This is a genomic window from Rhodobacter sp. CZR27 (genome assembly GCF_002407205.1).
Lineage (GTDB): Bacteria > Pseudomonadota > Alphaproteobacteria > Rhodobacterales > Rhodobacteraceae > Cereibacter_A.
Genome location: NZ_CP023548.1, coordinates 69,214 through 83,174, shown reverse-complemented (window position 1 = coordinate 83,174; position 13,961 = coordinate 69,214). Strand labels below are relative to the sequence as shown.

The 13,961-nt window shown below is 68.5% G+C and carries 15 protein-coding genes; 9 read left to right on the top strand and 6 right to left on the bottom strand.

Annotated elements, in window-relative coordinates; translation table 11 throughout:
- Positions 1-102: 102 nt before the first annotated feature.
- On the top strand, positions 103-2,067 hold the full coding sequence (locus CK951_RS00365; protein ID WP_394341552.1) for a heavy metal translocating P-type ATPase: 1,965 nt from the start codon (positions 103-105) through the stop codon (positions 2,065-2,067).
- Here the strand turns inward: CK951_RS00365 and CK951_RS00360 are convergent, their stop codons facing one another.
- Both CK951_RS00360 and CK951_RS00355 read right to left on the bottom strand, forming a co-directional pair.
- On the bottom strand, positions 2,068-3,306 hold the full coding sequence (locus CK951_RS00360; RefSeq protein ID WP_096784294.1) for a saccharopine dehydrogenase family protein: 1,239 nt from the start codon (positions 3,304-3,306) through the stop codon (positions 2,068-2,070).
- Positions 3,307-3,346: 40 nt separating this feature from the next.
- Positions 3,347-4,444 carry a carboxynorspermidine decarboxylase gene (locus tag CK951_RS00355; protein ID WP_096784293.1) on the bottom strand — a complete coding sequence of 366 codons (1,098 nt, stop codon included), beginning with the start codon at positions 4,442-4,444 and terminating at the stop codon, positions 3,347-3,349.
- A gap of 239 nt (positions 4,445-4,683) precedes the next feature.
- Between CK951_RS00355 and CK951_RS00350 the strand changes: the two genes are divergently transcribed.
- Both CK951_RS00350 and CK951_RS00345 read left to right on the top strand, forming a co-directional pair.
- Positions 4,684-5,058, top strand: coding sequence for a DUF6152 family protein (locus CK951_RS00350; RefSeq protein ID WP_096784292.1), 375 nt, complete (start codon positions 4,684-4,686; stop codon positions 5,056-5,058).
- A 1-nt stretch (position 5,059) separates the two neighbouring features.
- On the top strand, positions 5,060-5,515 hold the full coding sequence (locus tag CK951_RS00345) for a DUF2214 domain-containing protein (RefSeq protein WP_096784291.1): 456 nt from the start codon (positions 5,060-5,062) through the stop codon (positions 5,513-5,515).
- Here the strand turns inward: CK951_RS00345 and CK951_RS00340 are convergent.
- Both CK951_RS00340 and CK951_RS00335 read right to left on the bottom strand, forming a co-directional pair.
- Positions 5,512-6,216, bottom strand: coding sequence for a helix-turn-helix domain-containing protein (locus tag CK951_RS00340; RefSeq protein ID WP_096784290.1), 705 nt, complete (start codon positions 6,214-6,216; stop codon positions 5,512-5,514). The two genes, CK951_RS00345 and CK951_RS00340, sit on opposite strands and share 4 nt — an antisense overlap.
- Positions 6,188-6,481 (bottom strand): hypothetical protein, encoded by a 294-nt coding sequence (locus CK951_RS00335; protein WP_096784289.1) that lies wholly within the window; start codon positions 6,479-6,481, stop codon positions 6,188-6,190. The genes CK951_RS00340 and CK951_RS00335 overlap by 29 nt, the downstream gene beginning before the upstream one ends.
- A gap of 186 nt (positions 6,482-6,667) precedes the next feature.
- Between CK951_RS00335 and CK951_RS00330 the strand changes: the two genes are divergently transcribed.
- The 3 genes from CK951_RS00330 to CK951_RS00320 all read left to right on the top strand — a co-directional run bounded on the left by CK951_RS00330 (position 6,668) and on the right by CK951_RS00320 (position 9,051).
- Positions 6,668-7,075 (top strand): hypothetical protein, encoded by a 408-nt coding sequence (locus CK951_RS00330; protein ID WP_096784288.1) that lies wholly within the window; start codon positions 6,668-6,670, stop codon positions 7,073-7,075.
- A 131-nt stretch (positions 7,076-7,206) separates the two neighbouring features.
- Entirely contained in the window at positions 7,207-7,845 is a 639-nt protein-coding gene (locus CK951_RS00325; protein ID WP_096784287.1) for a ribonuclease HII, read from the top strand.
- An 87-nt stretch (positions 7,846-7,932) separates the two neighbouring features.
- Complete coding sequence (locus CK951_RS00320) at positions 7,933-9,051, top strand: site-specific DNA-methyltransferase (protein ID WP_096784286.1); 1,119 nt, start codon at positions 7,933-7,935, stop codon at positions 9,049-9,051.
- A gap of 89 nt (positions 9,052-9,140) precedes the next feature.
- Here CK951_RS00320 and CK951_RS00315 read toward each other — a convergent pair whose 3' ends face one another.
- Entirely contained in the window at positions 9,141-10,382 is a 1,242-nt protein-coding gene (locus tag CK951_RS00315) for an alkane 1-monooxygenase (protein ID WP_096784285.1), read from the bottom strand.
- 37 nt (positions 10,383-10,419) lie between these two features.
- Entirely contained in the window at positions 10,420-11,514 is a 1,095-nt protein-coding gene (gene mutY, locus CK951_RS00310; RefSeq protein ID WP_096784284.1) for an A/G-specific adenine glycosylase, read from the bottom strand.
- An 81-nt stretch (positions 11,515-11,595) separates the two neighbouring features.
- Between mutY and CK951_RS00305 the strand changes: the two genes are divergently transcribed.
- From CK951_RS00305 to CK951_RS00295, 3 genes are read left to right on the top strand one after another with little or no spacing between them, the layout of a single operon-like run.
- Complete coding sequence (locus CK951_RS00305) at positions 11,596-12,126, top strand: DUF721 domain-containing protein (protein ID WP_096784283.1); 531 nt, start codon at positions 11,596-11,598, stop codon at positions 12,124-12,126.
- An 11-nt stretch (positions 12,127-12,137) separates the two neighbouring features.
- Positions 12,138-12,809 (top strand): DsbA family protein, encoded by a 672-nt coding sequence (locus tag CK951_RS00300; protein WP_198402376.1) that lies wholly within the window; start codon positions 12,138-12,140, stop codon positions 12,807-12,809.
- Entirely contained in the window at positions 12,806-13,951 is a 1,146-nt protein-coding gene (locus CK951_RS00295) for a CaiB/BaiF CoA-transferase family protein (protein ID WP_096784281.1), read from the top strand. The genes CK951_RS00300 and CK951_RS00295 overlap by 4 nt, the downstream gene beginning before the upstream one ends.
- The last annotated feature ends 10 nt before the right edge of the window (positions 13,952-13,961 follow it).

Genomic DNA, 13,961 nt, shown 5'->3' with positions numbered 1-13,961 from the left:
AGGGGCGGGGCAACTTGACGCGCTCCGCCGATTGCGAGTCGTTAGCGCGCGACAGCCCGTCGCGGATGCGCCATCTCCGTTGCAGTGTTGCGGTTGAGACGGATGGTGACGATGATCGAAGAGCGGACACGCCTGGTCCTGACGGGGCTGACGCTGGCAGGGATGCTGGTGGCGGTGGGGCTGCGCTGGGGGCCGGCCGGATCGTCGGAGATCCGCGACATCGCCGAGGCCGCGGCCATCCTCGTCGTCTTCCTTGCCGGCGGCGTGCCGGCCGCGATCCGCGCCCTTACGACGCTGTGGCAGGAGCGCGAGCTGGACATCGACCTTCTGATGGTCATTGCGGCGCTTGCCGCGGCGGCGGTCGGCGCGGCACTCGAAGGCGCGGTGCTGCTGACGCTCTTCAGCCTGTCCACCACGCTGGAACACCGCGCGATGGGCCGCGCCCGCCGGGCCATCGAGGCGCTGATGGAGCTTCGTCCGGACCGTGCCCTGCGCCGCACGGCAAGCGGCACCGAGGAGGTTCCGGTCGAGGATCTGCGGCCCGGCGACGTCGTGGTGCTTCGCCCCGGCGCGCGGGTCCCGGTGGATGGCGTGGTCGTCGAGGGCGAGGGCTCGATCGACGAATCCACCATCACCGGCGAGTCCGTTCCCGTGCTGAAGACGCGCGGCGTGCAGGTGTTCGAGGCGACGGTGAACCTGCATGGCGTGCTCGAGGTCGAGGTGCGCCGTCCGCTCGGCGAAAGCACCGTCGCCCGGATGATCCAGCTGGTCACCGAGGCGCAGGCCGCGCGGGCCCCGTCAGAGCGGTTCAGCGAATGGTTCGGCCAGCGCTACACCGTGGCGGTTCTTGCGGGGTCCATCGCGGCGCTGCTGGCCTTTCTCTGGGTCGGACGGCCGTGGGATGATGCGCTCTACCGCGCGGCGACGCTGCTTGTCGCGGCCAGCCCCTGCGCCATCGTGATCTCGGTGCCGGCCGCGATCCTGTCGGCGCTTTCCGTGGCGGCGCGCGGCGGTGTGCTGTTCAAGGGCGGCGCGGCGCTGGAGACGCTGGCCAAGGTGCGCACCTTCGCCTTCGACAAGACCGGAACGCTGACCACCGGCCGGCAGGAGGTGGTCGAGATCGTCTGCGACGGCGACCGCGACGACTTCCTGTCGCGCCTCGCCGGTCTCGAGGCCCATTCCGAACATCCCATCGCCGATGCGATCCGGCACGAGGCTGAGGCGCGCGGGCTCACCCCCTTCCCGGTGCGCGAGGCCCGGGCGGTGCCGGGCGAAGGCATGGTCGGGGTCGATGACCAGGGCATGATCTGGGCCGGCAACGCCCGGCTTGCGGCGCGGATGGGCGCGCGGGGCGGGCCGGTCGATCACCCTGAGGCCATCTCGGCGCTGCATCAGGGCGCGCGGACCATGGTTCTGCTGGGGCGTGGCGCCCGGCTGATCGGGGCGCTGACGGTGGCCGACCGGCCGCGCGACAGTTCGCGCCCCGGCATCGAGGCGCTGCGCGCCGCCGGCATCGGCCGGGTCGAGATGCTGACCGGCGACCGCCGCGCGGTGGCTGAACGGATCGGCGCCAGCCTCGGCATAGCCCGCGACGAGATCCACGCCGAACTCCTGCCCGAGGACAAGGTGCGCATCGTGGCCGAGCTTGCCGCACAGGGCCGCATGGCCTTCGTGGGTGACGGGGTGAACGACGCCGCCGCCCTCGCGCGGGCCGACGTGGGCATCGCCATGGGGGCTGCGGGCTCGGAAGTGGCGCTTCAGGCCGCCGACGTGGCGCTTCTGTCCGAGGACATAACCCGGCTGGCGGCGGCTCACCGGCTGGCGCGGCGGACCGCCCTCATCATCCGGCAGAACCTGGTCTTCGCGATGGGAGCGATGGTGACGCTGGTGGTGGGCGGGCTGTTCTTCGACCTGCCGCTGCCGCTGGCCGTGATCGGCCACGAGGGCGGCACGGTGCTCGTCGTGCTGAACGGCCTGCGCCTGCTGGCCGATCCGATCCGCAACCGCGGCGTGGCGCGCAGCGAGTCCCCGGCCGCAGCGCCCACCGCCACGGCCGAGGCTGCGTGATCAGAACTCGAGCGGGCGGTCGCCTTCTGCGTCCCTGATCCGGCTGGGCAGGCCCATCCGGTTCAGGAGGCCGAGGAACGGCCGAGGGTCCAGCTCCTCGACGTTCACCATCTTCTTCACGTCCCAGGTGCCGTTGGCGATCAGGATGGCCGCAGCCACCGGGGGCACGCCCGCGGTGTAGCTGATCCCCTGCGCGCCGACCTCGGCATAGGCCTCGGCATGGTCGGCCACGTTGTAGATGAAGACCTCGACCGGCTGGCCGTTCGTGGTGCCCTTCACGATGTCGCCGATGCAGGTCTTGCCGGTGTAGTCGGGCGCGAGCGAGGACGGATCGGGCAGGACCGCCTTCACCACCTTCAGCGGCACGACCTCCAGCCCCTCGGCGGTCCTGACCGGCTGTTCCGAGAGCAGGCCGAGGTTCTTCAGCACGGTGAAGACGTTGATGTAATGGTCCGAGAAGCCCATCCAGAAGCGCACGTCGGCCTGCGGGAAGTTCGCCGACAGCGAGTGCACCTCGTCATGGCCGGTGAGATAGGCCTTCTGCGGCCCCACCACGGGCAGATCGAAGGTCTGCCCCACCTCGAACATGCGGTTCGACTGCCACGCGCCGTTCTGCCACGAATAGACCGTGCCGGTGAACTCGCGGAAGTTGATCTCGGGGTCGAAGTTGGTCGAGAACCAGCGGCCGTGCGAGCCTGCGTTGATGTCCACGATGTCGATCGACTCGATCTTCTCGACATACTCGTCCGCCGCGAGACGGGCATAGGCGTTCACCACGCCCGGATCGAAGCCCACGCCGAGGATCGCCGTCACGCCCGCCGCCGCGCAGCGGTCGCGGCGCTGCCATTCGTAGTTGCCATACCACGGCGGCGTCTCGCAGATCTTCTTCGGGTCCTCGTGGATTGCCGTGTCCATGTAGGCCGCGCCGGTCTCGATACAGGCTTCCAGCACCGGCATGTTTACGAAGGCGGACCCCACGTTGATCACGATCTGCGCGCCGGTCTTGCGGATCAGCCCGGCCACGGCGGCGGTGTCCATTGCATCGACGGCATGGGCCTCGAACGTGCCCGGCACCTTCATCGCGCGCTTTTCGTGCACCGAGGCGATGATCGCCTCGCATTTCGCGACCGTGCGCGAGGCGATGTGCAGGTCGCCCAGCACGTCATTCGACTGCGCGCATTTGTGCGCCACCACCTGTGCGACGCCGCCGGCACCGATGATCAACACGTTCTTCCTCACTTCGAACCGTCTCCTTCAAGGACAGAGGGAAGCGCCTCACTCAGCCGAGGCTGGAGGCATAGTCGGCATAGCCGAACTCGCGCGCGACGCGCAGCGATCCGTCGGGCTCGCGAAGGACGATGCTCGGCATCTTGACCCCGTTGAACCAGTTCTTCTTGACCATGGTATAGCCGGCGGCATCCGAGATGGAGAGACGGTCGCCGACCCGCAGCGGTTCCCTGAAGCGGAACTCGCCGAAGATGTCGCCCGCAAGGCAGGACTTGCCGCAGACCATGTAGCTGTGCGCGCCCTCGTCCGGCTCCATCTTCGCCGACTGGCGGTAGATCAGCAGGTCGAGCATGTGCGCCTCGACCGAGCTGTCGACGATGGCCAGCTTCTTGCCATTGTCGAGGATGTCGAGAACCGTCACCTCCAGCGTGGCCGAGCGCGTGATCGCGGCCTCCCCCGGCTCCAGATAGACCTGCACGCCATGGGCCTGCGAGAAGGCGCGCAGCCGCTCGGCCAGACGCTCGACCGGATAGCCCTCGCCGGTGAAGTGGATGCCGCCGCCAAGGCTGACCCAGTCGAGGCGCGACAGGATCGTGCCGAAGCGGGCCTCGATGTCGGAAAGCTGGCGGTCGAACAGGGCAAAATCCGCGTTCTCGCAGTTGTAGTGGATCATCACGCCCGAGATATCCGGCAGCACCGACTCGATCCGTTCGGCGCTCCATTCGCCCAGCCGGCTGAAGGGACGCGCCGGATCGGCAAGGTCGAAGCCCGAGGTGGACAGGCCCGGATTCAGACGCAGGCCACGCGCGATGCCGCCGCACCGGTCCTTGAACCGCTCAAGCTGGCCGATCGAGTTGAAGATGATCTTGTCGGCGTAGCCCACCGCCTCGTCGATCTCGTGATCTGGCCAGGCGACCGAATAGGCATGGGTTTCCTTGCCGAACTTCTCGCGCCCCAGCCGAAGCTCGTAGAGCGACGAGGAGGTGGTGCCGTCCATGTGGTCGCGCATCAAGTCGAAGGCCGGCCAGGTGGCGAAGCACTTGAGCGCAAGCAGCGCCTTGGCGCCCGAGGCCGCCCGAAGACGGTCGATGACAGCCATGTTCCGCGCGAGGCTGGCCGAATCGATCAGGTAGAAGGGTGTCTGGATCAATCGAGCCCCCGTTCGAACAGGAAAGACGGGGCGTATAGGGCCACCCCCCCTGTGATGCAAGAGTTTTGCGGCAGCGGCGTGACAGGCGGCGTGACAGGGGGCGCGTTTGGGCCCCTCGCGACGGAACGGCGCAGGCCGGCAGGCGGGCCCAGCCCGGCCGTTCAACAAGGAGTGACCGGCGGGCGATGATCCCATGGGGCGTCTGCAGCGTTGGGGCAGGAACAGCACGGAGACAGGCCATGAGCATTTCCCGCCTCGGCATCGCCCTCGCAGCCGGCCTTTCGGCGACAGCCGCCTTCGCCCATCACGGCTGGAACTGGGCCGAAGACCAGCTTTCGCAGGTGACGGGCGAGCTTCAGTCGGTGTCGATGGCGCCGCCCCATCCCGAGCTGGAGCTGATCGCCCCCGACGGCGCGCGCTGGACCGTCGAACTCGGCAATCCCGGTCGCACCGAACGCGCGGGCTTCACCGCCGACACGGCGCAGCCCGGGGTCGCCGTGCATGTGCTCGGGCATCGTGCCAGCGACGGCCGGAACCTGATGAAGGCGGTCCGCATCACCATCGACGGCAAGAAATACGATTTCTACCCCGAGATGATCGGACCCGAGAACTGAGGTGATCGAGATCCTGCAGGGCTGGCCGGGCGCGCAGCTCCTGCGAGGGTCGGGCACCGCCTATCTTCTGGTCAATGCGGCGCATATCCTCGGGATCGGGCTTCTGCTCGGGGCGATCCTGCCGCTTGACCTGATGCTGGCATCGGGCGCACGCGTGGCGGCGGTCGCGCCGGTTCTCGCCCGCAGCGCGGCGGCGGGCCTCGGGCTGGCGTTGGCCACCGGGCTCTGGCTCTTCAGCGTCGATCCGGCGGAGTATCTGGCGAACCGCGCCTTCCTTGTGAAGCTGCCGCTGGTGGCCGCCGCCGTGCTGAACCTGGCGCTCGTCCACCGCAGCCGCGCCTGGGCGGAGGCCCGCAGCGGAGGGGTTGCCCAGCCCCCGCTGCGGATGGCGGCACTGCTGTCAGCCGCGCTCTGGCTGTCGGTGCTGGTCGCCGGTCGATGGATCGGCTTTCTCTAGACCATCCGGATCGTGTCCTTGCCCACCGCCAGCATGTAGCCGCGCCGGGCGATGGTCTTGACCAGCAACTCGCTCACCAGCTGGTTGCCCAGCGCATCGCGCAGCCGCTTCACCCGCGTGGCCCCCGCCGCCTCGTCGCAGTCGGCCACGTTCTTGCCCGAGATCACCGCTTCGATCTGCGCGCCGGTCAGCACGTCGTCGTCCATCCGCGCCTCGGCCAGCACCGAAAGCGTCTCGATCGCCGCCTCGGTCAGCGAGAATTCCATGTCATTGATGTAGACCGACCGGCTCTCGCGGCTGATCATCAGCGAGGCGACCTGGATGCCCGAGCGCTGGATCGCCGACATCCGCCGGTTCAGCGCCACGATGGTGACAAGCAGCACCAGCGCCGCCACCAGAAGCGATGTCGAGAACACCAGCAGCACGAAGATCACCATCCGGTAGCTCGCCAGCACCTCCGAGAAGGTGGTGCCGGACTGGGCGAGGATCTCCAGCAGCCGGATCTCGGGGCCGGAGCGGAGCGCGTCCACCTCGACGAACAGCCGCTCGACCCGCGCGTTGAAGGCGTCGGCGTCGGGCAGGTTCAGGAACAGGAAGACGGCGGCGGCGGCAAGGATCAGCACGATGACCGCGATCCCGCCGGCCACCACGCGGTTTCCGGCGCGAAGCGCGTCAGTAGCGGAGGAAGAAGCGTCCTGCACTCGCTCTCCTTTCGTCCAGTCCTTCCGGGCCGAAGGTGGACAGAACGTTGAGCAACGTCCAGCCCGCCTGGTTCAGCCGCGGCCTGAGAACGCGCGCGGCAGCCTTGCGGTTGCAGGCGTTGTCGGACACCTGCGCCACGCCGTAGTGCAGGCGCAGGGGGGGGCGGTCCCGCTTGGCCTTGTAATCGGCATAGCAGGCCGCCTCGGCCGGCACGGCAAGCGCGCCCGCAAGCGCGAGCGCGACCAGCAGGGCGGAAAGTCTCATGGAACTGCTCCGGGTTTCTGTTTGCGCGATCATGGGCAGCGGGGGCACGATAATCAATGTCCAAGCGCCGGACCCCCCGCTGTTATCGCCTATCAAGGGTCCGATATTGCGCCGCCGGCGCCGAGGGACGAGAACATTGGCCAGAGCGCCCGGCGCAGGAGCCGCGCGCAGAGCAGGAGGAAGCGCATGATCCCGGTGAGACGCATCGCCACGACGCTGGGCATTCCGATCCTTGTCGCCATGCTCGGATCGGCATGTGCGCCGGTGGACGATCAGGCTTATGGCAGGCCGGGATGGAGCACCTACGATCCGCCGCCCTCCGACTACTGGCGCGACCGCGACGACCGGGGCCGGAATGACGACTGGGACCGCCGGAATGACGACCGCCGCGACGACGCGACCCGGCGCGAGTTGCCGGACCGGTGTCTGACCCGCACCGCCGACGGCCGCTACGTCTATGGCGCGCGGTGCCTTGACGAACGCGGCAGCGTGGCCCTGCGGCGCAACCTGCCGGACGCCTGCATGACCCGCACGCGCGGCGAAGGCTACGTCTATGGCGCGCAGTGCCTCTATCGCTACGGCTACAAGCACTGAACGGCGGGCACTGAACAGGGGGCGCATTTCCCCCGATGCGCCTCCACCGCGGGGGCGGAAGGCACGATCGCTTCCGCCCCCGCTTCATCGCGCCCCTTCACGCCCTGCCGCACCCGGGCTAATGCTCGGGCATGGAAAGCGACTGCCCCGACTGGACCCATGAGACCGCCGCCTTCGCCGAAGGCTTCACCTGCATCGTCGGCGTCGACGAGGTCGGCCGCGGTCCGCTGGCAGGCCCGGTAACGGCGGCTGCGGTCCGCCTTCGGCCCGGCCGCATCCCCGAGGGGCTCAACGACAGCAAGAAGCTGTCCGCACCCCGGCGCGAGGCGTTGGCGATGGAGATCCTCGCCGTGGCCGAGGTCTCGGTCGCCCATGCCACGGTCGAGGAGATCGACCGGCTCAACATCCTGCAGGCCAGCCATCTCGCCATGGCGCGGGCGCTTGCGGCGCTGCCCTGCGCCCCCGACATCGCGCTGATCGACGGGAACATGATTCCCAAGGGCTTGCCGCATCCGTGCCGGCCAATCGTCCGCGGCGATGCGCTGTGCCTGTCGATCGCCGCGGCCTCGATCGTGGCCAAGGTCACGCGCGACCGCATCATGGTGGATTTGGCGCAACAGCATCCCGGCTACGGCTGGGGAACCAATGCGGGCTATGGCACGCCTGAACATCTGCAGGCGCTTCTAGATCTTGGCCCCACCCCTCACCATAGGCGTTCGTTCAAGCCCGTCCACAACATCTTGTATCAAGAGGCAACCATAAGCCTTTGATTCAAAAAAGAATTTGACGGCGATTCGCCAATGACTCATCCTCTGGGACCATAAAACGGCGAACGAACGCCGGGTCAGAGGCAGAGAATGGCGACGAGAACGAAGACGACGGAAGCGGCGACGCTTCCGCTGAACCAGATCCTTGCGGGCGATTGCATCGAGGTGATGCGGTCCCTGCCCGAATGCTCGGTGGACCTGATCTTCGCCGATCCTCCCTATAACCTGCAACTGCGGGGCGACCTGCACCGGCCGGACAACAGCCGGGTGGATGCGGTGGACGACCACTGGGACCAGTTCTCCAGCTTCGCCTCCTACGACCAGTTCACCCGCGAATGGCTCGCCGCCGCCCGCCGGCTGCTGAAGCCCAATGGCGCGATCTGGGTGATCGGCAGCTATCACAACATCTTCCGCGTCGGCGCCGCGCTGCAGGATCAGGGCTACTGGATCCTGAACGACGTGGTCTGGCGCAAGTCGAACCCCATGCCGAACTTCAAGGGCAAGCGGCTGACCAACGCGCACGAGACGCTGATCTGGGCCTCTAAGCAGGAAGCCAGCAAATACACCTTCAACTACGAGGCACTGAAGGCGCTGAACGAGGGCATCCAGATGCGCTCGGACTGGGTGATCCCGATCTGCACCGGCCATGAGCGGCTGAAGGACGAGGCGGGCGACAAGGCCCACCCGACCCAGAAGCCCGAGGCGCTGCTGCATCGCGTGCTGGTGGCGACGACCAACCCGGGCGACGTGGTGCTCGACCCGTTCTTCGGAACCGGCACCACCGGCGCCGTCGCCAAGATGCTCGGCCGCGACTTCATCGGGATCGAGCGCGAGGAAGGCTACCGCAAGGTTGCAGCCGACCGTCTGGCGCGGGTTCGCCGGTTCGACGCCTCGGCGATCGAGGTTTCGGGCTCGAAGAGGGCCGAGCCGCGCGTGCCCTTCGGACAGCTGGTCGAACGCGGCATGCTGCGGCCGGGCGAAGAGCTTTACTCGATGAACAACCGGCACAAGGCCAAGGTGCGCGCCGACGGCACGCTGATTGGCAATGACGTCAAGGGCTCGATCCACCAGGTGGGTGCCGCGCTGGAAGGCGCGCCGTCCTGCAACGGCTGGACCTACTGGTGCTACAAGCGCGAGGGGAAGATGATCCCCATCGACATCCTCCGCCAGCAGATCCGGGCGGAGATGGAAGACCCCCGCCCGAACTGAACAGCAGAACCCCGGTTCCGCCTGTGCCGCAGGTTCTGCGCCGCGGCACCACTTCCCTCGCCGTGTCGCCACGGCGAGGTCTTTTCATGTCAGGGCGTCGTTTCGGTAACTGGAGCCGGCGCCTCCGGCGCAGGGACAGCCGCAGGCGCGGCGGCCGGCGCAGCCGGTGCGGGTCCGGCGGCCGCTGACTGCTGACCGAAGTTGTAGGGCGCCCAGTCCTGGACGTCCGGATAGTGTCTTGTCCGCCAGGCCTGGACGCGCGGGTTCATCCGGCTCTGCCAGACCTTCGGATAGAGCGCCATGGCCGCCATCACCAGATAGCCATGGGGCAGTTGCGGGGCCGCATCCTCCGGAAGGGTCTGGAGGAGCGGGTAGCGCCGGTCGGGGTTCCCGTGATGATCCGAATGGCGCTGCAGGTTGATCAGCAGCCAGTTCGACGCCTTCTGCGCCGAGTTCCAGCTGTGACGTGGCAGGACCGGCTCGGCCGTGCCGTCGGGCAGGATGCGGCGGGTCAGGCCGTAGTGCGCGACATAGTTGATCAGCTCGAGCTGGCAGACCGCGACGATCGCCTGCACGAGGAACAGCAGAAGCCCCTGCGCGCCGCCCAGCGCCAGCGCAAGGCCGACCATGACGAGTTGCAGCGAGCCATAGACCCAGAACGGGTTCCGGATCGAATGAAGGGGACGGCCGGCCCGCCTGAGCAGATCGGCCTCGGTCTCCCAGGCGCGCCGGTGACCCTCGGTCAGCACGCGCTGGGCATAGACGGGGAAATCCTCGCCATATCGGGCGGTCGCCGGATCCTGCGCCGTACCCACATGGAGGTGGTGGGTCTTCAGATGCCCGGTGCGGAAGTGGCTGTAGAGCACCATGGCGAGCAGGATGTCGCCAAGCCAGCGCTCGAGCCGGGTGTTGCGGTGGATCAGCTCATGGGCATAGACGAGGCCGACCGTGCCGGTCATCGCGCCGATCCCGAGGAACAGGCCGACCTTCCCGATCAGGCCCAGATCCGTGGTGTTGCTGACATATCCGATGAGGCCGAACAGCAGCAGGAACTGTATCGGCACCCATATCATGGTGAGAAGACGGAACCAGAACAGGTCCTTCTCGTCCGTCGCGGGATCCTCGTTCCTCGTGTTCTGTCCAAGCACGAGATCGAGCACGTCGAAGAGCCCCCATGCGAAGAGGGGCAGCAGCAGGACCGTCCAGCCGCCATAGGCGGCGCCGATCAGGGCCAGGGGCACCATCGCGAGCGGGATCGCGAAGGGCAGCGCGCTCTTGAGTTGCGCGATAGGGGGCGTGTTCGACTTCACGACGTCAGGAGGAGAAACCATTTCACTACTCCACTTACTACTGTCGGTGCCGGGCAGACTATGCGAGTCGCCCCCCGCCATTCGGGTGACCGATCGCCGCTGCGGCAACGTTCCATGCCTTGCGCATCAGCGTGGGCAGCGCGGCGGGCCGGAACGTGGCGCGCGGGATGAAGCGCCCGCGCAAGGGGTCGGCGGTGTCGGGCACCTCGGCAAGAAGCACCGTCAGGCGCAAGTGGAAATGGGTGAAGGTGTGGCGGACCTCGACGCCCGTGTCCTGCCAGTCGGCGACCAGAGGCGCGCCGGAGGGTCCGCCGCTGCGGTCCCAGTCGGTGCCGGGCCAGCCGAGCATCCCGCCCAGCATGCCCTTTTCGGGCCGCGTCTCGAGCAGCACCGACCCGTCCGCGCGATGCGCGATCCAGAGCGTGCCTTCGCGGACCGGCTTCTCCGCCTTCGGCGCCTTGCGGGGAAGCTCGGCCTGCGCGCCCGCCCGGCGGGCCTCGCAGTCGTGGACGAGCGGGCATAGGCCACAGGCCGGGTTGCGCGGTGTGCAGATCGTCGCGCCGAGGTCCATCATCGCCTGCGCGTGATCGCCCGGCCGTTGTGGCGGCGTCAGGATCGCCGCAAGGCGGGTCAGTTCGGGCTTCGCGGCGGCCAGCGGCGTCTCGACCCGGAACAGCCGCGCCACGACACGCTCGACATTGCCATCGACCACGGTCGCCGGCTCGTCGAAGGCGATGGCCGCCACGGCCGCCGCCGTGTATGGTCCCACGCCCGGCAGCGTCAGCAGCCCGTCGCGTGTCTGCGGGAAGCGCCCGCCATGGTCCGCCACCACAGCCCGCGCGCCCTTCAGCAGGTTGCGCGCCCGCGCGTAATAGCCAAGCCCGGCCCATTCGGCCATGACCTCGGCATCCTCGGCCGCGGCCAGTGCCGCCACGTCCGGCCAGCGCGTGGTGAAGCGGTGGAAGTAGTCCTTCACCGCGGCGACCGTGGTCTGTTGCAGCATGATCTCGGACAGCCATACGCGGTAGGGGTCGGGCATCACCCCCGCCGCCCGGTCCCCGGGGCCGACCCGCCACGGCAGGACGCGGGCATGGCGGTCATACCAGTCGCGCAGGCGCAGGGTGGCGCCTGGACTTTCCTCGATGTCACGCAATCTTTATGCTCCCTCCCGCAGCGCTGCTCTGGCGCGCCGAGGCGCGGCGCCTAAGATAGGCCCTCGATCAGGATTGAACAGATGACCCGAGCCCCGGCCCCTCCTCAGCCCAAGCCCACCCGCCGGATGCGCGGGTTCGAGGCCGCGTCGGGCCTCCTGCAGGACCGGATCCGCATGGCCGGCGAAAAGCGCGGCTTCGCGGTCACGCGGCTTCTGACCCACTGGACCGAGGTTGCTGGCGAGGATCTGGCGCGGGTGACGCGGCCGGTGAAGGTGGGCTATGGCGCGCGCGAGGGGCTGGGGGCGACGCTGACCGTCCTCGTTCCCTCCGCCCATGCCCCTCTGGTGCAGATGCAGCTTCCCGCGCTGAAGCAGCGGGTCAATGCCTGCTACGGCTATGCCGCGATCAACCGGATCGTGCTGACCCAGACCGCGCCGAGCGGCTTTGCCGAGGGTCAGGCCGCCTTCGATCCCGCGCCGAAGGCCGCGAAGCCCGCCGATCCGGTGGTCAAGGCACGCGCGGCCGAGGCGGCGGCGGGCGTCCGGGACGAGGGGCTCCGGACGGCCCTTGAAACGCTGGCGCAGAATTTCCTATCACGCTCCAAAGCATGAAGAGGCACGGAATGGTCAAGAAACTCGGGCTGGCGGCGCTGGCGCTCACGACGGTGGCGGGCTTCGCGCTGTGGAACTCCGGCCGCGACGCCGGCCAGACGCTGCTGCCGCCGATGGCGGCGGGTGCGCAGGAAGCCGCGACCTCCGAGGCGCAGCCCGCGGTGGCCGACATGGTGATGGGCGCCGAGGATGCGCCGGTGACGATCGTCGAATACGCCTCGTTCACTTGCCCGCATTGCGCCACCTTCGAGAACGAGGTGCTGGCGCCCCTGAAGCGCGACTACATCGACACCGGCAAGGTGCGCTTCGTGTTTCGCGAGGTCTATTTCGACCGCTACGGCCTGTGGGCCGCGATGATCGCGCGCTGCGGCGGCGAGATGCGCTATTTCGGCATCGCCGACATGATCTTCGACCAGCAGCAGGAATGGGTGGCCGACGATCCGCAGCAGGTCGCGGCGAACCTGCGCCGGATCGGCAAGACCGCGGGCCTCGATGACGCGGCGCTCGACGCCTGCATGAACGACCAGGCCAAGGCCGAGGCCATGGTGGCCGCGTTCCAGAAGAACAGCCAGGCCGACGACATCACCGCGACGCCCTCGCTGATCGTGAACGGCACGAAGCACTCGAACATGGGCTACGAGGAGCTGAGGAAGATCATCGACGCGGAGCTTGCCAAGGGATGAGCGCACCGCTCGCCGGCGTCCGGGTGGTGGAACTCGCCCGGATCCTGGCCGGGCCCTGGGCCGGGCAGGTGCTGGCCGACCTTGGTGCCGATGTCGTCAAGGTCGAGGCGCCGGAGGGCGACGACACGCGCCGCTGGGGCCCTCCGTTCATCGAGCGCGAGGGCGACCGCTCGGCCGCCTACTTTCACGCCGCGAACCGCGGGAAGCGCTCCGTCACGGCCGATTTCCGCACCGCGGAGGGGCAGGAGACCGTTCGCCGTCTGGTGACCGGTGCCGATGTGGTGATCGAGAACTTCAAGGTCGGCGGCCTTGCAAAATACCGCCTCGACTGGGACAGCCTGCGCGAGGTCAATCCGCGGCTGGTCTACTGCTCGATCACCGGCTTCGGACAGACGGGGCCCTATGCCCACCGCGCGGGCTATGACTTCATCATCCAGGGCATGGCCGGGCTGATGAGCGTGACCGGCGAGGCCGAGGGCCAGCCGCAGAAGGTGGGCGTGGCCGTCACCGACATCTTCACCGGGATCTACGCGGCCACGGCGATCCTTGCCGCCCTGCACCAGCGCGCCACCACCGGCCGGGGGCAGCAGATCGACATGGCGTTGATGGATGTTGCGGCGGGGATCATGGCCAATCAGGCGATGAACTACCTCGCGACCGGCGTGGCGCCCCGGAAGATGGGCAACGCCCATCCGAACCTCGCGCCCTATGCGGTCTTCGACTGCGCCGACGGCTGGATCATCATTGCGACCGGCAACGACGCGCAATACCGCAGGCTTTGCGCGCTGCTGGGGCTTCCCGCCCTCGCGACCGCGCCCGCCTTCCTGACCAACGCGGACCGGGTGACGAACCGGGCCGCCCTGACCGAGGCGTTGACAGCCGTCACCCGCGGCTGGCGCAAGGCGGATCTGCTGGCGGCCTGCGAGGCCGAGGGCGTGCCGGCCGGCCCGATCAACGACATGACCGGGGTCTTCGCCGATCCGCAGATCCTGCACCGGGGCATGCGGATCGAGGTGGCGGGCGTCCCGGGCGTCCGCTCGCCCTTCGTGTTCTCGGATGCCGAACTCGCGCTGGGCCGCCCGGCGCCACGGCTGGGCGAGCATGATGCCGAGGTTGCGGCCGAACTCGCGGCGCAGGGCTGAGGTTGCGGGC